Annotated in this window: 18 protein-coding genes; 14 read left to right on the forward strand and 4 right to left on the reverse strand. The window is 40.0% G+C overall.

All coding sequences use genetic code 11. From position 1 onward, the window contains the following. Positions 1–55: 55 nt before the first annotated feature. The 9 genes from NKI27_RS05510 to NKI27_RS05545 all read left to right on the forward strand — a co-directional run bounded on the left by NKI27_RS05510 (position 56) and on the right by NKI27_RS05545 (position 9,984). Positions 56–400, forward strand: a complete 345-nt coding sequence (locus NKI27_RS05510; RefSeq protein WP_265048686.1) for a hypothetical protein — start codon at positions 56–58, stop codon at positions 398–400. A 138-nt stretch (positions 401–538) separates the two neighbouring features. Then, positions 539–1,111 (forward strand): hypothetical protein, encoded by a 573-nt coding sequence (locus tag NKI27_RS05515; protein WP_265048687.1) that lies wholly within the window; start codon positions 539–541, stop codon positions 1,109–1,111. A 911-nt stretch (positions 1,112–2,022) separates the two neighbouring features. Beyond that, complete coding sequence (locus NKI27_RS05520; protein WP_265048688.1) at positions 2,023–2,424, forward strand: GFA family protein; 402 nt, start codon at positions 2,023–2,025, stop codon at positions 2,422–2,424. A gap of 545 nt (positions 2,425–2,969) precedes the next feature. After that, a complete protein-coding gene (locus tag NKI27_RS19390) occupies positions 2,970–3,314 on the forward strand; it encodes a GFA family protein (protein ID WP_455168460.1) in 345 nt (114 codons plus the stop codon). Between the two features lie 3,441 nt (positions 3,315–6,755). Further along, positions 6,756–6,965 (forward strand): hypothetical protein, encoded by a 210-nt coding sequence (locus tag NKI27_RS05525; RefSeq protein ID WP_265048689.1) that lies wholly within the window; start codon positions 6,756–6,758, stop codon positions 6,963–6,965. Positions 6,966–8,137: 1,172 nt separating this feature from the next. Further along, entirely contained in the window at positions 8,138–8,569 is a 432-nt protein-coding gene (locus NKI27_RS05530) for a hypothetical protein (RefSeq protein ID WP_265048690.1), read from the forward strand. A gap of 110 nt (positions 8,570–8,679) precedes the next feature. Continuing rightward, on the forward strand, positions 8,680–8,955 hold the full coding sequence (locus NKI27_RS05535; RefSeq protein ID WP_265048654.1) for a hypothetical protein: 276 nt from the start codon (positions 8,680–8,682) through the stop codon (positions 8,953–8,955). Positions 8,956–9,069: 114 nt separating this feature from the next. Continuing rightward, positions 9,070–9,387, forward strand: coding sequence for a hypothetical protein (locus NKI27_RS05540; RefSeq protein WP_265048691.1), 318 nt, complete (start codon positions 9,070–9,072; stop codon positions 9,385–9,387). Between the two features lie 105 nt (positions 9,388–9,492). Further along, positions 9,493–9,984, forward strand: coding sequence for a GNAT family N-acetyltransferase (locus tag NKI27_RS05545; RefSeq protein ID WP_265048692.1), 492 nt, complete (start codon positions 9,493–9,495; stop codon positions 9,982–9,984). A 161-nt stretch (positions 9,985–10,145) separates the two neighbouring features. Here the strand turns inward: NKI27_RS05545 and tnpC are convergent, their stop codons facing one another. From tnpC to NKI27_RS05565, 4 genes are all read right to left on the reverse strand, one after another. After that, complete coding sequence (gene tnpC / locus NKI27_RS05550; protein WP_265048693.1) at positions 10,146–11,741, reverse strand: IS66 family transposase; 1,596 nt, start codon at positions 11,739–11,741, stop codon at positions 10,146–10,148. Between the two features lie 24 nt (positions 11,742–11,765). Beyond that, entirely contained in the window at positions 11,766–12,125 is a 360-nt protein-coding gene (gene tnpB / locus NKI27_RS05555) for an IS66 family insertion sequence element accessory protein TnpB (protein ID WP_265048694.1), read from the reverse strand. Then, the gene (tnpA, locus tag NKI27_RS05560; RefSeq protein ID WP_265048695.1) at positions 12,122–12,433 is read right to left on the reverse strand and encodes an IS66 family insertion sequence element accessory protein TnpA; all 312 of its coding nucleotides are present in this window, start codon (positions 12,431–12,433) and stop codon (positions 12,122–12,124) included. Before tnpA ends, tnpB begins: the two co-directional genes overlap by 4 nt. Before the next feature lie 76 nt (positions 12,434–12,509). After that, positions 12,510–12,974 carry a hypothetical protein gene (locus tag NKI27_RS05565; RefSeq protein WP_265048696.1) on the reverse strand — a complete coding sequence of 155 codons (465 nt, stop codon included), beginning with the start codon at positions 12,972–12,974 and terminating at the stop codon, positions 12,510–12,512. 472 nt (positions 12,975–13,446) lie between these two features. Between NKI27_RS05565 and NKI27_RS05570 the strand changes: the two genes are divergently transcribed. From NKI27_RS05570 to NKI27_RS05590, 5 genes are all read left to right on the forward strand, one after another. Next, the gene (locus tag NKI27_RS05570; protein WP_265048697.1) at positions 13,447–13,713 is read left to right on the forward strand and encodes a transposase; all 267 of its coding nucleotides are present in this window, start codon (positions 13,447–13,449) and stop codon (positions 13,711–13,713) included. A gap of 432 nt (positions 13,714–14,145) precedes the next feature. Continuing rightward, positions 14,146–15,528: a hypothetical protein gene (locus NKI27_RS05575; protein ID WP_265048698.1), complete on the forward strand. Its 1,383-nt coding sequence runs from the start codon at positions 14,146–14,148 to the stop codon at positions 15,526–15,528. Next, entirely contained in the window at positions 15,525–16,325 is an 801-nt protein-coding gene (locus tag NKI27_RS05580) for a hypothetical protein (protein WP_265048699.1), read from the forward strand. The genes NKI27_RS05575 and NKI27_RS05580 overlap by 4 nt, the downstream gene beginning before the upstream one ends. A gap of 8 nt (positions 16,326–16,333) precedes the next feature. Continuing rightward, positions 16,334–17,737 carry a MotA/TolQ/ExbB proton channel family protein gene (locus NKI27_RS05585; RefSeq protein ID WP_265048700.1) on the forward strand — a complete coding sequence of 468 codons (1,404 nt, stop codon included), beginning with the start codon at positions 16,334–16,336 and terminating at the stop codon, positions 17,735–17,737. Continuing rightward, on the forward strand, positions 17,737–18,552 hold the full coding sequence (locus tag NKI27_RS05590) for a hypothetical protein (RefSeq protein ID WP_265048701.1): 816 nt from the start codon (positions 17,737–17,739) through the stop codon (positions 18,550–18,552). Before NKI27_RS05585 ends, NKI27_RS05590 begins: the two co-directional genes overlap by 1 nt. Positions 18,553–18,688 lie beyond the last annotated feature (136 nt).

The raw sequence follows: 18,688 nt of genomic DNA on the forward strand, positions 1-18,688 counted from the left end.
CCTTTATCGCAGCGTTATATGGCCGAGTGAACGCACCAAACTTTAAGAGTCTATTATGAAATATATTGCGGAAAAAGATCTTTTCGAAGAAGGCAAGTGGGAGCCCCAGATTGTTCTCCCTCTGCGAAATCGACATCCGGAAGATCCATTGCTTCACTGGGTTTCCATCTGGTTTGCTGCGCGCAACCTTCTTAGCGACGCGGAAGAGCATCCAGACCACTGGGATATCAAATACGAGGGTCTCACAAAGCAATATGTAATTGAGGTCAGAGACGAGTGCGAGAAAGAATGGCGAAGCTTGTGGCCTTCACGAGAATCTTCTCCTAACTTAGAGGCTGTTCTTGGTATTGTGCGTCGATTTGTTGGCTTCAAATCCTTCGAGCCACCTGAAGGACTTTAAGTTCAAAGCAATAAACCATATAACAAGTTGCTCAAGTCGGATTGTGGTAAATTGACACCTTGTTTGCAAAGAACCGCAAACAAACCGCCAATTCACCACAACCGCTTAGCAAGGCGTTATAAGTCGTAAGGAAGTGAAATGGAGTTTCCACATCAGGAGTTAAAAGCGAAATCAGGCTCAATCTCTGGGTTTATTTTTGAAAACCCGAATGTCGGTTTGAAAAGGGGTCTGTTCATATCAATAGAAATTGACTTCGAGCCAATTAAATATGGGGATAATGAGTGGGAATGTTCTTTAGCTTCAGAGTGGATACCATTTAAAGGTAAGAGTTGGCACGAGTTAGAGTCAATTGATTTTCAAAACGAAATTGTAAAAGAAATGAACGAAACAACGTTCTATCTCACAACACATGATTGGTGCAATGATGTGCATATCGAGTTGAAGCGAGTAGAAAGAAACTTGTTCAATCTTAAATTAATGGCCAATGCAGAGTTTTCGGGCTACTACGGTGGCGATGAGAATTCATCCATGCCAATTACAGTTGATTTAACGGTTCCTTTTACAAATTTTATTATTCGAAGAGATAATTTGTTTCCAAAACCAAATTCAATTGAAGAAGCCTTAGCGGTGTCTAATGAATTCATAGATACAACAACATTCAAAGAACCATCTTTCGATGGTGAGGTATTTAAATTTGAACCTCAGTGCTAAACGGCTTATAACCAGTGCAGGCATGGGACGTCAAAAAGCTACGTTCGTTCCTCACTACACTTTTTGCCGCACATGCTGCAGGCGTTATACGGCAAAAGCTTAAAGCTTCCTGTTTGGTTTTGTGGGTCTAAGCTGCTTAGTTTTCTTAATCGGTTTGTTTGTTTTTCATTGGTATGTGGCACCTCAACATTTTGTTCAGGTGGCTTAATAAAGTTCAGCTAAACACCACTTTCACTGATTTCGTTTGTGGCTTTTTGTTTGAGACTTCATCACAAATTTCAAGTTAAAGGGTTTTGTTCTCTGGTGGTTTGTTTAAACTCCGTGGGATTGAAACGTTAATATTTTAATCGGTGAATTAAAGAGTGCGCTTTCGCTACGCTTCAGTCAGTGACTTCGCTTAAACTCAACGGTTTGCCTTATAACCATAAGCACCACGGGACTTAGTAATCGTCGCGCCTTTTGCACAGGAACGCAAAAGTCCCTCCAATTACTAAGCACGTGTGCTAGGCGTTAGGTGTGCTAAATCCTTGTATTTATGATGTATATTTCAAAGGTTTGTAGGTAATCGAACCAAATTCAGTGCAAAAGTGAAGTGCTGAAAATACCGCAAATTTACACGCTTGAGTTGTGGGGCAGCCCACATTAACGGTTGGATTAAGCGGTTAACATTCTTCGTTTCAATCTTCGTGCAAGATGGATGAAGTGGAATAAAAATTAAAGGGTGTGAGTCACGGGAATAAGATCCTTTGGAGTCAATATCAAAGTCCGAAGTGACGTCCACACCTAACCATTAGCTGCAACGGATTCCGCATTTTTGTCACTTTTTATGCAAAGAGCCGCATAAAAACTGCCAAAAATACTACACCGTTGAGCAGGGCGTTATGTGAATCAGACAGCAGCAGGTATATAGAATGAGTATTACAGGATCATGTTTATGTGGTGCAGTAAGCTTTGAAGTGAGTGGAGAATTCGAAAGCCTATATTTATGTCATTGTAATCGCTGCCAAAAAGATACAGGCTCAGTACATGCTTCAAACCTGTTTTCTTCTTCTGCAAAGTTGATATGGAAAACGGGCGAAGACAGAGTAAAAACTTATAAGCTACCTTCAACTAGGCATGTAAAATGTTTTTGCTCAAATTGTGGTTCGGCACTACCAAGTTTACAAATGAATAATCAATTAGTTGTAGTGCCGGCAGGCAGTTTAGATCAAGCTATCTCTATAAAGCCAACAGCTCATATTTTTACCTCTAGTTCAGCTGCCTGGGCACAAAATCTGGAGAGAGTAATTTCTTATGAACAACTACCAGAATAAACACATAACAAGTGGCTCCTGCGGATTGGGTAAAACTGGCACCTTTTTCGCCTCGCTTCGCTGGCAAAAAAGCCGCCAGTTTTACCCAACCGCAGAGCAAGGCGTTAGGTGTGCTACCAGGCTGTATTTATGGTGTTTTTGTTTTAAAGAGTGTGCGGTATCGATCCAAAACCAGTGCAAAAATTAAGCGTTGAAAGTACCGTGCATTAATACGCTTGTGTTGTGGGGCCGCCCACACTAGCTATTGAAAATAGAAATCAAAATTCTTCGCTTCACTCTTCGTGCAAGATGGATGAAGTGGAATAAAAATTAGAAGGTGTGAGTCACGGGAGTGAGGAACTTTGGAGCCAATATCAAAGTCCGAAGTGACTTCCACACCTAACCAATAGCAGCATAGGACAACAACAAAAGCGGCCAAAGAGAAAAAACTGGCCGTTTTTGTTGTTGCCCATGTGCAAAGCGTTATGCTCTAAAAGTAAATCGAGGATAGTATGATAAAAGGAAGTTGTCTCTGTGAAGAGGTTAAGTATCGATACGATGGTTGAATCAATGAAGTTGCAGTTTGCCATTGCAGCCAATGTAAGCGAGCACAGGGAACACCGTTCGTCACCAATGCTCCAATAGAGCTTGAAAAATTTACTTTTACCAATGGTTCTAGTTCTTTAAAAACGTTCTTCTCAAGTCCAAATAAAAAGCGTGTATTTTGTGGTAACTGTGGCAGTCCGTTGTATAGCCAAAGAACTGACATGCCTGAAACAATAAGGTTAAGGCTTGGTACAGTAACGGAGGGTCATATACCTGTGCCAAACTACGAAATATATTGTGAATCAAAATCAGGCTGGTTTAGTACAAATACTGAAAGACCAAACTATGAACAAAATAAAGCATAACCAATAGCTCAATAGGACAAATATTCGCTGTCACTTTTTATGCAAAAACACGCATAAAAACCGCCATCAAACATTTGCCCATTAGCAAAGCGTTAGGTGTGCTGAATCCTTGTATTTGTATTGTATATTTCAAAGGATTGTAGGCATTCGAACCAAATTCAGTGCAAAAGTTAAGTGCTGAAAGCACCGTAATTTATTAAGCTTGAGTTGTGGGGTAGCCCACATTTACGATTGTACTTAGCGTTTAAAATTCTTCGTTTCAATCATCGTGCAAGATGGATGAAGTGGAGTAAAAATTAAGGGTGTGAGTCACGGGAATAAGAGCCCTTGAAGTCAATATCAAAGTCCGAAGTGACGTCCACACCTAACCAGTAGCAGCATAGGACAACAACAAAAGCGGCCAAAGAGAAAAAGCCGGCCGTTTTTGTTGTTGCCCATGTGCAAAGCGTTATAGCTTAAGGTAAATATGAACATAAACGTAAATAATACATATATTAAGGGGCTAGGCATGCTTCCTTTTACGTTATTTGCGTTTATTTGGCTGCTGTCCTATTTTCAAGACTGGTTTATTGTTGCTCTTTTACTAACAATAGTAATTGTCGAATTGATATATACGCCATTGATAAAACCAATTAATCTTTTTAGTTTGTCTCAGACAGCAAGATATTTGATATTAGTTTTTGTTCAACTGATCTTTGTACTTGGCTTAATAGTATTTAATTAAAATACTATGTCGAAGCGTAGTGAGTGCTGTGAGTAAAAATAGTTACTACGGTTACACTTGAAAAAGCATTAAAAGAATCAGGGTAGCCATTAAATTGAGTGGCCATAGAGGGCATATTGCTATAACAAGTAAATGTTAAGGACAGCTTTGCTCCACGGCTACGCCGTTCCACAAACCTGCCATAAATTTGAGCGTTAGGTGTGCTACCAGTCAGTATTTATGGCGGTTTTGGTTTAAAGCGTGTGCGGTTCCGATCAAAAAACAGTGCAAAAGTTAAGCGTTGAAAGTATCGTACTTTAATACGCTTGAGTTGTGGGGCAGCCCGCATCAACGGTGAATTTAGAATTTAAACGTCTTCGTTTCAGTCTTCGTGCAAAAAGGATGAAGTGGAGCAATATTAAAAGGTATGGATCACGGGAATAAGAGACTTTGGAGTAAGTATCAAAGTCCGAAGTGACTTCCACACCTAACCAATAGCAGCATAGGACAACAACAAAAGCGGCCAAAAAGACGGCCACTTTCATTGTTGCCCATGTGCAAGGCGTTAGGTGTGCTAAATCCTTCTATTTGTAGTTTAAGTTTCAAAGGGTTGTAGGTGTTTTAACCAAATTCAGTGCAAAAGTTAAGAGCTGAAAGTAGCGTATAGTTGAAGGCTTTAGTTGTGGGGCATCCCACATTAACGGTTAGATTAAGCGTTTAAAATTCTTCTCTTCAATCTTCGTGCAAGATGGATGAAGTGGAGTAAAAATTAAGGGTGTAAGTCACGGGAATAAGAGCCTTTTGAATAAAGGTCAAAGTCCGAAGTGTCGTCCACACCTAACCAGTAGCAGCATAGGACAACAACAAAAGCGGCCAAAAAGAAAAAGCCGGCCACTTTTGTTGTTGCCCATGTGCAAAGCGTTAGGTGCTCTAAAGGTCTATGGCTACGGTAGCTTGAGCGTCAATAAGGGTACGCCGCAGTTAAGTATCAAAGCAAAAGTGAAACACCGTAGTAGCGAGTAAAAATAGCCGCTTAGGTTGTGGGGCAACTCGCATTAAAAACTGCATCAATAAATTAAAATTCTTCGCTCAGTTCAATGTGCAAAATTAAAAGGACTGAGTAAAAATTAAAGAGTGTTAGGGTTAAAATAATAAACTTCGGAGAAACGAGTCAAAGTCCGAAGTGATTTCAGCACCTAACAAGTCACATCATAGGACAACAACAAAAGCGGCCAAAGAGCCGGCCACTTTCATTGTTGCCCATGTGCTAGGCGTTAGGTGTGCTACCAGGCTGTATTTATGGTGTTTTTGTTTTAAAGAGTGTGCGGTATCGATCCAAAACCAGTGCAAAAATTAAGCGTTGAAAGTACCGTGCATTAATACGCTTGTGTTGTGGGGCCGCCCACACTAGCTATTGAAAATAGAAATCAAAATTCTTCGCTTCACTCTTCGTGCAAGATGGATGAAGTGGAATAAAAATTAGAAGGTGTGAGTCACGGGAGTGAGGAACTTTGGAGCCAATATCAAAGTCCGAAGTGACTTCCACACCTAACCAATAGCAGCATAGGACAACAACAAAAGCGGCCAAAGAGAAAAAACTGGCCGTTTTTGTTGTTGCCCATGTGCAAAGCGTTAGGTGTGCTAAATTCTTGTATTTGTAGTGTAAATTTCAAAGGGTTGTAGGTGTTTTAACCAAATTCAGTGCAAAAGTGAAGAACTGAAAATACCGTATAGTTAAAGGCTTTAGTTGTGGGGCATCCCACATTAACGGTTGGATTAAGCGTTTAAAATTCTTCGCTTCGGTCTTCGTGCAAGCACGCTAGAGTGGAGTAAAAATTAAAGGTGTGGGTCACGGGAATAAGAGCCTTTGGAATCAAGGTCAAAGTCCGAAGTGACGTCCACACCTAACAATAAGCATCATAGGAAAATTAATAAAAGCGGCCAAAAAGACGGCCACGTTTATTAATTTCCCATGTGCAAGGCGTTAGGGGTCTTAAAGCCATATAGTTACGTCAGCCTAAGCGTCAAAAAGAGTACGCCGCAGTGAAGCAAAACGGCTAGAATTAACCCATGTTTAAAGCAAAAGTTAATGTGTGAAAGTGCCGTAAATTAATACGCTTTAGTTGTGGGGCTGCCCACTTGAAGGATTAAAATTAATAGTCAATGTTCTTCGCTTAGGTCATCGTGCAAAATGGATAAAGCGGAATAAGCATTAAAGCGTGTTAGTGGAATACGAATCTTCGGAGCAAGTATCAATATCCGAAGTTAAATAAAAAGAGTGTTAGTGGAATGAGAAACTTCGGAATAACATATTAAAGTCCGAAGTGAATTAAACCCCTAACAAGTCGCAGCAAGGGACAACAACAAAAGCGGCCAAAGAGCCGGCCACTTTTGCTGTTGCCCATGTGCAAGGCGTTATATTTTTTTCGCATTACCATGGAAAGGTGAATTAATTGGGTATCGTATTTGAAGTATTAGGCTGGTTATTCTGGGATTTGATATTCGCGTTTATTTTTTATACTACGGGCGCATTAATTCTGAGAGTTATTTCATTCGGTTTATTGAGAAAACCCATATTTAGTTTTGGAGTCTTCAACAAAGAAAAGAAACAGGGAAATAAAGAATTAAGTACTGCCTACATAACAGGGCTTATTTTTTACGTATTAATAATTAGTGTAATAATTTGGTTGAACTAAATATCAACTATGTGCCACAAGTGTTTTAAAGGGAAATAAAACATGAATAAAAACCAAAGAATAGCATTTTGGTCTACTTTTATTGGCTTTTGCATTACAGGTACTATCAGCATATATTTTCAAGGTGCCTTTGACGATCTAAGTTTCGTCGGGTCACTTATACTCACTGGCTTTTATTTAGCTGTGGGCTTTTTCATTCATAAGTATATAAAATCAAACCCAGATGAAGTCGAAAAATGGTTTGAGAAATAGAATTTGAAATATAACAAGGCAATCAAAGATCGCCCACAAAATACGTGGGCTGGACCTCCAAAGCCTACGGCTTTTCCGGCCCTTTATCGCGGCGTTAGGTGTGCTACCAGACTGTATTTATAGTGTTTTTGTTTTAAAGAGTGTGCGGTTTCGATCAAAAAACAGTGCAAAAGTTAAGCGTTGAAAGTATCGTACTTTAATACGCTTGAGTTGTGGGGCAGCCCGCATCAACGGTGAGTTTAGAATTTAAACGTCTTCGCTTCAGTCTTCGTGCAAAAAGGATGAAGTGAAGTAAATATTAAAGGGTGTGAGTCACGGGAATAAGAGACTTTGGAGCCAATATCAAAGTCCGAAGTGACTTCCACACCTAACAAGTCGCAGCAAGGGACAACAACAAAAGCGGCCAAAAAGACGGCCACTTTCATTGTTGCCCATGTGCAAGGCGTTAGGTGTGCTAAGTCTTGTATTTATGGTTTATATTTCAAAGGATTGTAGGCATTCGCACCAAATTCAGTGCAAAAGTTAAGTGCTGAAAGTGCCTTATAGTTAAAGGCTTTAGTTGTGGGGCATCCCACATTAACGATTGGATTAAGCGTTAAAAGTTCTTCGCTTCGGTCTTCGTGCAAGCACGCAAGTGTGGAGTAAAAATTAATGGTGTGGATCACGGGAATAAGAGCCTTTGGAATAAAGGTCAAAGTCCGAAGTGACGTCCACACCTAACAATAAGCATCATAGGAAAATTAATAAAAGCGGCCAAAAAGACGGCCACGTTTATTAATTTCCCATGTGCAAGGCGTTAGGTGTGCTACCAAGCTGTATTAATAGTGTTTTTGTTTTAAAGCGTGTACGGTTTCGATCCAAAAACAGTGCAAAAGTTAAGCATTGAAAATACCGTACTTTAATACGTTTGAGTTGTGGGGCATCCCACATTAACGATTGAAATTAGCGTTTAAAATTCTTCGCTTCAGTCTTCGTGAAAAATGGATGAAGTGGAGTAAATGTTAGAAGGTATGGATCACGGGAATGAGGAACTTTGGATTAAGCATCAAAGTCCGAAGTGACTTCCACACCTAACCAATAGCAGCATAGGACAACAACAAAAACGGCCAAGGAGCCGGCCACTTTTGCTGTTGCCCATGTGCAAGGCGTTAGCTGTAAAATGAGAACATCAAATGGAAGTTGAAAAATCAATTGAAAAACTAAATGAGTTGTTAGTTGAGCACGGGTTTAGCGTAAAAAAACCACTCCCCTTGGTTGCGTTTGGTGCTTTCAAAGAGTTTTGTTCATTGCCTGTTGAGTGCATGGAAGATGATGTTTTATTGCAATTTGGCGTTTTCGATTTTACGGGTGAATCTCTTTTTTATCTTGATTTCGTAAGGCAATTTTGTATCGAGGAAAATGGTGAATATTCACATATGGAACAACTTCATGTTGAATTTACATGCAAGCCTGCTGTTATGCTGGCTAACCTAGAAGCAAGTTTATGGGCAGAGGAATACCCAAGCCTTGAAAAGTATTTTGAGCATGTCCAAGCTTTGGATGTTTTTAAAAAAGTAGAGCAAGCAGAATCATGGAATGTCGAAATATACCAAGAGCAGGTATAGAAATCACAGCTAACCAGACGCAGCACAGGACAATTAATAAAAGCGGCCAAAGAGCCGGCCACTGTTATTAGTCGCCTGTGTGCAAGGCGTTAGGTATTCAGGATATTAAGATGCGTGAAAATGACTATTGTTGCCCAATTTGTAAAACTGATTTGGATTTTTATTCACGTTATCCAAATTATGTTTGTTCTCGATGTGCTTTAAAGGTCGCAGATGAAGACGGCCGAGCCTTAAGCTTTTTTAATGAAGGCATGCATGGAGGTTTTGTTGCGGTTTACACTGATACTAATGAAAGGCGAGATTCTCACACCTGTTACATTGATGGAATAAAATGCTATGCAGATGAAGCTTATATGGGCGGAATTGTAGTGCAAGTAAATACCTAACAAAAAGCTCAATAGGACAAATATTCGCTGTCACTTTTTATGCAAAAACACGCATAAAAACCGCCATCAAACATTTGCCCATTAGCAAAGCGTTATGCGCACTAGAGATAGAGCATGAATGAATCAGATTGGAAAATATTTAAGCAAATAAAAGAGAATGCTATTGAACAATTTTGTTCACTTTGTCTTGCTGAGTTTCGAGAGGCCATTGATGATGAAAGTGAGCATGTTCATTCAAGGTATTTACTCAATTACAAGTTAGTCGAAAACCGAAATAAGCAAATGAGTTTGCTCTTCGATGGGCATAGTCGTTCAAAGGCTTGGATACAACTAATAGCTATACGCGGCGAAGGTTTAGCTGACGAAGAGTTAGTTTCAAAACTAACAGATGAATTTCGTGAAAAAACTGATCCAGCAAGGCACAAATGGTAAAAGTGCATAACAAGGCAATCAAAGATCGCCCACAAAAACACGTGGGCTGGACCTCACTGCGTTCGGCCCTTTATTGCGGCGTTATGTTTTCACAGAGAATTTCGCATGAATATTAGAGAAGTAATAAGAGAAGATTGGAATGCAATCTGGCCTATTTTTCATGAAATTGTTAAAGCCGGAGAAACTTATGCATACGATGTTGAAACCACGAAGGAACAGGCAGAGAAAATCTGGCTAGATGCACCCCGTAAGACATATGTTTTTGAAGAGGCGGGTCAAATATTCGGCACATACTATATAAAAACAAACCAAGCTGGGCCGGGTAGCCATGTTTGCAACTGTGGGTATATGGTTTCATCAAAGGCACGAGGCAAAGGGTTAGCTACAACAATGTGCGAACACTCTCAAAAAGTTGCATCTGAGCTTGGCTATAAAGCAATGCAATTTAATTTTGTAGCATCAAGTAATGAAGGTGCAGTTCGTTTGTGGAGCAAACTAGGCTTTGATACTGTTGGCCGTTTACCCAATGCATTTAACCACCCCAATTTAGGTTACGTTGATGCATTGGTGATGTTCAAATGGTTAGAAAAAACATAACAAGTGCGTCAACAAGGACGTTCATAAATTCGCGCCTGTTACGTAGGCGTTAAATGCCGAAGAGGGGATTATGGAACATCTAGCTAAAGCCACTATTCATGCTCTAATGTTCTTCGAGTTAGTTAAGGATGATGTACTTGATCCAGATACGTAAGCGGTAATTAAACCCCATCTTGCGGCAGTGTTTCATTCATGAGCAAGGTTGTCAGGTTCTGATTCCAAGGCAACAACGCCTCTACGTCATCGACACTATTCACGCGCGGTAGCTCGGTAAACAACTGCTTGAGATATGCGTAAGGCTCCAGCCCATTAGCTTTAGCTGATTCAATAACGCTATAGATCCTTGCACTGGCGTGAGCCCCTCTCGGTGTATCACTAAACAACCAGTTCTTACGACCGATTACGAACGGTCGGATAGCATTCTCCGCTATGTTGTTATCGATATTCAAGCGGCCATCTTCCAAGTAAGTCGTCAGACGTGACCAGTATTTGTGCAGATAATTCAGGGCCTTTCCCAATAATGTGGTTGGTGGGACAGCAGGCAAGGTTTTATCCAGCCAGTGTCTCAGCTTTTCGAGCACGGGTTTCGCCTTCTCTTGCCGCATTTGATAACGGTTTTCTGGTGTCGCATCTTGATAAGCTCGCTCTAACCCATACAGCTTGCCAATCATGTCGATAGCGACATCAACCTTACTGCGCGTTTTGGCTTTAGCTTTAGGTTGTGCTTTTTTAGCCTCCATAAACTTACGCCGAGCGTGAGCCATACAGCAGAGTTGAGTAACGCCTGGTTGTGATGCCACCGCGTTATAGCCTTCATAACCATCCGTTTGCAGATAGCCTTGATAGCCAGACAACAGGCGCAGGGGTACCTGACCGGAACGACCCTGATCATAATCGAACAAGATAATGCGTTGTTGCGGTGGCCCTGCCACCTGAACCCACATATAGGATTGGCTACTGGCCGGTTTATCGGGCTCTTTCAGCACCTTAACGACCGTTTCATCGCAATGAATAACGGGGCTTGCCAGTAGCTGATCACGCATCAGGTTGATAAGCGGTTGTAGCAACTCGCTGGAGCGGATCACCCAGTTAGCCAGTGTTTGCCGTGGAAGGTGAATGCCTACGCGTTTGAACATTCCTTCCTGTCTGTATAGCGGTAATGCATCTTGATACTTCGATACCGCAATATGAGCTAACAAACCCGCACTGGCATTACTCTTTGGAATGGGCTGAGCAGGTTTGAATGCCGTTTTGACCTTATCTTCGCAGGCCTTGCAGGCATACTTCTTTTGGATATGCTGAAGTACACGTATTTTGGCAGGAATGATGTCCAGCTGTTCGGAGGTTTCTTCACCTATTTCCGAGAGTTGGCAGCCGCAAGGGCATTGACGCTCAGACTCAGGAAGATCATGGATGACTTTAACGCGAGGTAGCTCAGACGGTAATGGCTTACGGCCACGAGTCTTGGCTTTGGTCTTTGTCTCAGGACTGAGTATAGCTTCCGCATCCAACTCAAGAATGGGGTCTTCTGCGGTTTCTTCCGTTTCATTGAAGAGTTCACCCTGACCTGGCGCTTTCTCGCTTTGCGAGGCAAATTTACGATGCAGGAACAGACGCCACTGCTCTTCTAATTGCTCTACGCGAGCCTGCTTCTTATCGACCTCAGCTTGCTTTTCATCCAACAGGTTTTGCTGCTTTTGGACTAAAGCTTTAAGGCTTTCAACATCGTTAGGTAGGTTGTTTGGGTTGATTTTCATGGCCTGTATTATACCTGATTACGCTTAGATAACCGACTGATAATTCAGGGTTTGGTGAGGTTTATTACTCCATAAATCAAAGCCATCCAATAGCCAGTTTAGTTCCTGAGTCGTCAGGGTAATAACATCAGACGCTTGTTTATTTGGCCACTTAAACCGTTCTTTATCTAAGCGTTTATACCAGAGACAAAAACCATTGCGCTCCCAATACAGTACCTTGATTTTATCACGCTGACGGTTACAGAAAGCGAATAGCGCTTTCTCGAAAGGGTTCAGTTCCATCTCCGCTTCGACCAAGATGGCCAAGCCGTTAATCGATTTTCGGAAGTCTACAGGAGCTTTATGCAAGTAGACGGTAATCGATAAGTCATCAGGCCTCATCATGACAACGGACCACCCGTCGTCATTTGTAAGCGGAACTTACCCCAGGCAACGGACAAAGAGAAAGCGACAGGGTGCACCCTAACCGTCGTCGTTTTTTGTGGTGGTTTAACGGTGGCTTTTGCAAAAGCCGTTGTAGATTCCGTTTGGAGAAAACCTTTGCGGCGAAGTTCGTGTTTATAGCTGTAAAGCTGTGATACTTTCAGGTCATGTTGATCACAGTAAGCGGGAGCGGTTAGCTTCTTCTGCTCGCACTGCTGTATGTGGTTGAGCCAGTAGGCTTGTTTTTTTGTGAGTGCTGATTTGCTCATGATTTTGCCTCATAATGAATGAAGCTTGAGCGTATTTGAATAACTTCGCAGATGTTAGGTGGGGATTATTGAGCGCTTACGAATAAACTGTTTCGCTCCAGTAATATTGTCCTTTCGATAAAAAACAAGCGAAATCTGCGAAGTCTAAACACACAGTAGAAAAACCATTAAGTAGTTCATATACACCTTCAAGAACACTGACAAGCTCTCTGTGGCTTTTTAAACTGGATACGCAGTGTGTTCCGAATTTAGCCTCTAATTTCAAAGTAAAAGTAAGCAAAGAATCGACCGAGAAATATTGTTTGGCATCCACTATAAAAATAATAGGACGCGTTATCAGCGTCATTCCTTCAATCCACTTGGTTATATTCCCACCTTTTATTTCACTTGCATCAATGATTATAAAATCACAATGACGATCACCTGCTAATTTGTAATCAAAATAAAATCTACTTTTATTGCTCATCTTGAACTGATTTACAATTTCCCTAGATTTAGAACCGAAAACATGGAACACTTTATTTATCTGGCCTTCATTCATACTGGCTGCCCTTCATGTCTGGTATTAAGCTTTTTACGAATACTATTCAAGCCCTTCACTTAATTCACCCCCTACTAATTACTTAAAAAACATGCACTTTAATGTATAGGGGTTGAGTTCTTAGGTTAGGGGGAAACTTACAGGAATATTTTTATATTACTATATAAGTCAATGGTATATAGGGTTTAAATACCTGATGTAGAAAAGACAATAAGGTGATCTTTCGTTGTAACAACATAAGCAACAAATACAATGGATGTTCTGGTCTAATGGAACCGGTCACTTTAATGAGAGAAGATATTCGTCAAATATTAAAGTTTCAGGGATACCTACAAGAGCGAATACTTACCTTTGTTTGAAAACGCAAGCGTCTCCTTTCGGACTCATCATGGCTTAATCTTCAATTGGAATTTCAAGAGTAAGTTAGCATCCTGCCAGCCAATAAAAAGGTAGTCGATAAGAAGGCAAGCGGATGTTAATAGACGAGATGAACTTGGACCAATTACTGGAGCTGAATGAGATGATCTGTGCTCGAATTGAAGAAGTGCGAGCACAACAAGACCTCGATGCGCTAAAAAATCTACGTTTAGGACAGCAAGTGCATTTTGATAGCCAGAAAGGGCCTATTTTTGGGACGGTCATTAAAATGAACCGCAAGACGATTATTGTCCAAACCGAAGGCGGTCGTCAGTGGAAAATCCCGGCCGGGATAGCCGCTCCTATCAAGGATCTTGGCTAGGGGAATCGCTGAGAGTGTAGCACGTCTCAGTTTGAACGGTTACGGTTCGAGTTGTTGGGGTGATGTAATTGAAGCGCTAGCCAGCAGTTTTAAATTATATTGCTGAATCTGTTAGAAGTGATGCGTGGGGGGGGGAGCCCGCTTTAAAAGTTATTAATTTAAGTATCTCCTAATAGATATAAAAAATATTGATGTAACACTGAAGTATAAGGTTTAATGGGGGTGTGATTGGTGGGAAGTAGCGGTATAGATGAAATAAACGTAGTATTAATTGTTTCTATCGATTAACAATTAAATTCCCTTGTTTTCTCAAAGAGCTTTCACCATGTTTAAATATAGGTAAAATGCCTACCAGAAAGCTTTTTAATATCCTTTATGCGCCAGCTTTTATATAACTCGAAGAGTTTAAACTAAATTTTAAGTGTCACTATTATGTTTGATTTTATCAAAACTAAAACGATAGTTGCTCCGTACGAGCCTATTGAATTTCCAGTACTGGACAATGAAGATCTAACATATAGATTTAATGTGGCCGAATTGGCAAAAAATGCGGCTAGAGAAAATCGACCTGATATGAATTACAAAGGTGAGGATGCAAACGAACTAGACTTTCATCATAAGATAGAGACCTATGCTCACCAAGCGACCATTAAGGTAAAACAGTTAACTGAAGACCTCCGTAATAATATAACATCTACAAGTATTAATAAAGAAATAACTGATGTCGAAAATGTTGAGAAAGAGTTCAAAAACAAGGTGTCTGCTGAGTTTACTCCTCTCTTAACAGAGTTGGCAGCTGTAAGAGGTGATGTTATAGCTGCTGAAGATGATTTAAGTGATTTTAAAAAAGTAAATAAATTACGAAGGTCTGCTGACTACCCTGAAAGTCATGTTCTTACTTTAGGTATTCTGGTTTTTGCGTTATTGATCGAATCTCTACTGAATGGCTTTTTCTTTGCAAAAGGTAGTGATTTTGGCCTTGTTGGAGGGGTTAGTATTGCTCTTATTGTTTCATTGCTAAATATCTCTATAGGATATTTAAGTGGGTGGTGGGTGTTTAGGTATAAAAACCATATATCTAGAAAATGGGTTTATTGTTCAACAATCTTGTTTATTTCAACCGTGGTTGTATCTATTGTTTTTAATTTATTGGTTGCCCATTACCGAGAAGCTTTAGGGGTAGACCCAGAGCACGCAGCGACACTAGCGGTATCTTCGTTCCAAGACGGATTGCTTTCTATAACTGATGTGGAATCATGGCTTCTATTTATGATAGGCATTGTTTTCTTCAGTCTCGCTGTTTATAAAGGTTATAGCATGGATGATCCCTACCCAGGGTATGGTAAAATGTCTAGAAAAAGAAATAGACTTTTGGGTGATTTAGATGAATTGCGAAAAGAGATGATTGATGATCTAGATGAGTTGCACCAATATCATTTGGAAATTATTGAGATCAAATATGTTGATCTTCAAAGACGACAAAAACTTTTAAATGGATTCATAAGTTCATTTGAATATCAAATGGGCATATATCGATCATACATAAAAAACCTTCGAAGTAATCTTAATTATATAATTGCCACATATAGAGATATAAATACTTCAGAAAGAACTGCCCCACCTCCAGCTTACTTTGACAGCAAGTACAATGCAGAATTTGACCTTGATGAAGTGAGTTCTGACTACGATGATAAACGTTATGAGATTGCACGCTTACTTGAAGGGCTCGCTGATAGCTTGCCAGCTAAAAAAGCTTACATGCTTAACTTTAAAGAAGAGTATCACCAGAAAATAGATGAGGTTGCTAAGCTTTGAGTCGGCGATCTAGAAGAAAAAAAACAAAAGACCTTCAGGGGTTCTTAATTTTAACTGTTTGCGCGACTGTTTTTTGTTCACTGTTCGTTGGATATTATTTTATTAAAGACAGTTTTGTTGCTAGAGATGAAATTAGTTTGTGCCGAAGTGATGGTGTTGTTTCTCGAGAAACTGTTTTAGTTTTTGACGCAACTGACAGCCTCTCTGAGACACAAGCCCTTGTAATTAAAAAACGTATCAAGCGTCTTGTAGAAAACTCAAAGATTGACGAACGTTTTACTGTTTACGTATTGAGCGACCTTGTAGGTGGTTTTAGTCCTAAGCTCTCTGTTTGTAATCCAGGTGATGGCCAAGATAAAAGTGAACTTATTGCAAATAAGAGAAAATTATATAGCTCTTGGAAGGAAAGCTTTGTTGATAAAATAGAAGTATCTCTTGATCAACTGATCGGCGACTATACATCTACATCATCTCCAATAATGGAAATGATTAAATTTGCTTCCGTGAACACAATGATTGATTCCCCTTCCGACCAAAGAAGGCTGGTGATAGTGTCTGATATGCTCCACCATAATGATAAATTCTCTCATTACAGAGATAACCCTGTATTTAAAACTCTAAAGGGAAAACCCTATGGATCAGAGGTTAGGCCTTACCTAGGAAATGTGAGCATCACTATTTTTTATGTTCAAAGATCAAAGAGTATGGCGCACCAAAATAGAGGGCATATCCGTTTTTGGGAAGAGTATGTCAGTGATGGGGGCGGACAAGTTATTAAAGTAGAAACTATAAACTAGAGCATAGTATGAAAAACGAAAATAATTATATAAGTGGAAGAAGAAAGTTAATCGCAGAAAGGGTTTCTGTCAAGCATGCTTTTCTTATTGCTGTCGTAATCGGCGCGTTCTGTATCGTTCTTGGGATTCTGTTTAATTCAATTATTTTCAGTATGGCCGTACCTCCACTGGTTATGATAGGTTACATCGTGCTTGTAAATAACGAAGCGCCTGATCTTCCTAAATCTACAATAGGGGATAGTTATTACTATTTAGGTTTCATTCTCACACTAATATCACTGGTTGTTTCTTTATTTTCGCTTTCAGCTAGTGATTCCATCAACATGAACTCAATTATTGGTAGTTTTGGTGCTGCACTGGGAACCACTATTGTTGGGTTGGTTGCTCGTTTGTGGGTTACTGCTTTTTCAATTGAGACTAAAGTGAGGATAGAGCGCTTAGAGACAGAAATGGAAAAATCTCTGACTCAGTTTACTGAGCAGTTAGATATATTGACAAGCATATCAACAAACTCTCTAACAAAAGTGCACTCTGAGACAGAGTCTACTTTAAAAGGTGTACTATCAGACTATCAGAGCATTAATGCACAGGTTGCTGAGTTGTTTAAATCCTCTATGGAAGGCGGGGCGGAAAGTGTTAAATTAGCGTTTGATGGCCTCACTGAACGGATAAATAAAATTAAGGTTGATCCAGATATTATCTCAAGCCCGCTTGAGTCCGCTCTAGCTGGTTTGGTCTCTACTATTGAAGAACATAAGGGAAGTTATCATGCCCTTAACCTGAAAATGATAAACTCGAACAATGATTTATCAAAACAGTTGTCTCAGTCTAGTACAATTATCACCGGTCACATTTCTGCTTTTGAGTCTGAACTTGCAAAGGTTGTTGATAGCCAATCTAAATCTTATCAAAAGAATTTGGAAGAGATCTCATCATCAATTTTAAGTGGCTTGGGAGATGTAAAGGATGTGAAAATGGATTTGAAATCTTCGGTTACTTCTGACTTGGAAAGCCTAAAAGGCGAAATTTTGGAGTTTACTGATACAATAAACCTCTGGAATGAATCATTATCAAGCTCGCTTCAAAACTTCGATGAGATTACAGATCTTGTTACTATCAATGCGAATCATATGAGTTCTGGTGCCTCTAGACTTAAAGAGGCTACAGTGGATTTTAGTGAAAGCCTTGGAGCAACAGGGCAACTGAACGAGACCGTGACAAATGTAGTTTCTACCATACGAGAACTTAATAATCACCTCACGGAAACCATTAAAATAGGCCAGGCAGCAAATATAAAAATAGAGTCCTCGGCTAATTCTACAGAGCAAGCTTCACATCAAGTAGCATCCGATATTGCTAAGGTTTATGGTTCGCTCGCGGAGCAGCTGAAGAGTTTAGGTGAGAGAACTTAATGTCTTCCATGCAAGAGGAGCGCTCGCAGCCAATTGTAGAAACATCTTTAACTGAATTAGCTTTCATATTCTTTTTTATACTGCTTATTTTCTCGGCATGGAAATTCACCGAATTTGACAAAATGTTAGATGAGAAAAACGCTGCTCAAGCAAATCTTGAAATGCAACTTAGCGATTTAACAAGTGGAATGAAAGAGGCTGCTAAGCTTGCAGGGTTAGAAGAACCCTTTGACCCAGCTGCTTTATTTAAAGAGCTATCTATAGAGAAAGGTAAAGCTGAAAGTACTTCTAAAAAATTAATGGAGTTTGAATCTCTGACTAAAACAATAGAACAGGTAGGTAAGGACTCAGGATTCGAGGATAGCTCATCTGAGGAATTACTAGAAAGGATAGTCCAGCTGCACCAAGATACTAAGGGGCAAAACCTCAATCTTAGGAAGAAAATCACACAATTAGGTAACGGCCTTGATCACCCGCCTTGCTGGGCTGATCCTATCACTGGAAACATACAGTATTTATTTGATGTTGTTATTAATGAAGAAAATGTGCATTTTCATCCTGGTTGGCCAGAATCTAGACACGCCCAAGCAATTAATAACCGGAACATATCCTCTATACCTGGCGTATATAATTTAAACAAAGATCTTTGGGTTAAAAGCCAAGGTCTTTATGAGGAATCTATTGCAGCAAAGTGTCGGCACTTCGTAAAAGTATATGACCATGCTGATTCAAAGAGGGCGTTTAAGTCTTACCTGCTCGGAATTGAAAATCATTTCTATAAGTTTTTGAGTAGACAGCGATATGAAAGACTCTGATGATATTTTGTCTATCAAGCGACAAGATTTTCTAACTTGTTCAGATGATCTGGTGAATAAGTTAGCTCGAAAACAGACAGATCAGCAGCAAAAAACAATTGCTGAAGGTAGTATTTTTTCACGGATACGTTCTCTG

Origin of the sequence: Alkalimarinus alittae, assembly GCF_026016465.1 — a bacterium.
Taxonomy (GTDB): Bacteria; Pseudomonadota; Gammaproteobacteria; order Pseudomonadales; family Oleiphilaceae; genus Alkalimarinus; species Alkalimarinus alittae.

Coding starts and splice junctions, on each gene's coding strand:
- NKI27_RS05540 (WP_265048691.1), top strand. CDS start 9,070: ATGAATGAATCAGATTGGAAAATATTTAAGCAAATAAAAGAGAATGCT.
- NKI27_RS05525 (WP_265048689.1), top strand. CDS start 6,756: ATGAATAAAAACCAAAGAATAGCATTTTGGTCTACTTTTATTGGCTTT.
- NKI27_RS05530 (WP_265048690.1), top strand. CDS start 8,138: ATGGAAGTTGAAAAATCAATTGAAAAACTAAATGAGTTGTTAGTTGAG.
- NKI27_RS05515 (WP_265048687.1), top strand. CDS start 539: ATGGAGTTTCCACATCAGGAGTTAAAAGCGAAATCAGGCTCAATCTCT.
- NKI27_RS05545 (WP_265048692.1), top strand. CDS start 9,493: ATGAATATTAGAGAAGTAATAAGAGAAGATTGGAATGCAATCTGGCCT.
- NKI27_RS05510 (WP_265048686.1), top strand. CDS start 56: ATGAAATATATTGCGGAAAAAGATCTTTTCGAAGAAGGCAAGTGGGAG.
- NKI27_RS05570 (WP_265048697.1), top strand. CDS start 13,447: ATGTTAATAGACGAGATGAACTTGGACCAATTACTGGAGCTGAATGAG.
- NKI27_RS05585 (WP_265048700.1), top strand. CDS start 16,334: ATGAAAAACGAAAATAATTATATAAGTGGAAGAAGAAAGTTAATCGCA.
- NKI27_RS05575 (WP_265048698.1), top strand. CDS start 14,146: ATGTTTGATTTTATCAAAACTAAAACGATAGTTGCTCCGTACGAGCCT.
- NKI27_RS05565 (WP_265048696.1), bottom strand. CDS start 12,974: ATGAATGAAGGCCAGATAAATAAAGTGTTCCATGTTTTCGGTTCTAAA.
- tnpC (WP_265048693.1), bottom strand. CDS start 11,741: ATGAAAATCAACCCAAACAACCTACCTAACGATGTTGAAAGCCTTAAA.
- NKI27_RS05590 (WP_265048701.1), top strand. CDS start 17,737: ATGTCTTCCATGCAAGAGGAGCGCTCGCAGCCAATTGTAGAAACATCT.
- tnpB (WP_265048694.1), bottom strand. CDS start 12,125: ATGATGAGGCCTGATGACTTATCGATTACCGTCTACTTGCATAAAGCT.
- NKI27_RS05535 (WP_265048654.1), top strand. CDS start 8,680: ATGCGTGAAAATGACTATTGTTGCCCAATTTGTAAAACTGATTTGGAT.
- NKI27_RS05520 (WP_265048688.1), top strand. CDS start 2,023: ATGAGTATTACAGGATCATGTTTATGTGGTGCAGTAAGCTTTGAAGTG.
- tnpA (WP_265048695.1), bottom strand. CDS start 12,433: ATGAGCAAATCAGCACTCACAAAAAAACAAGCCTACTGGCTCAACCAC.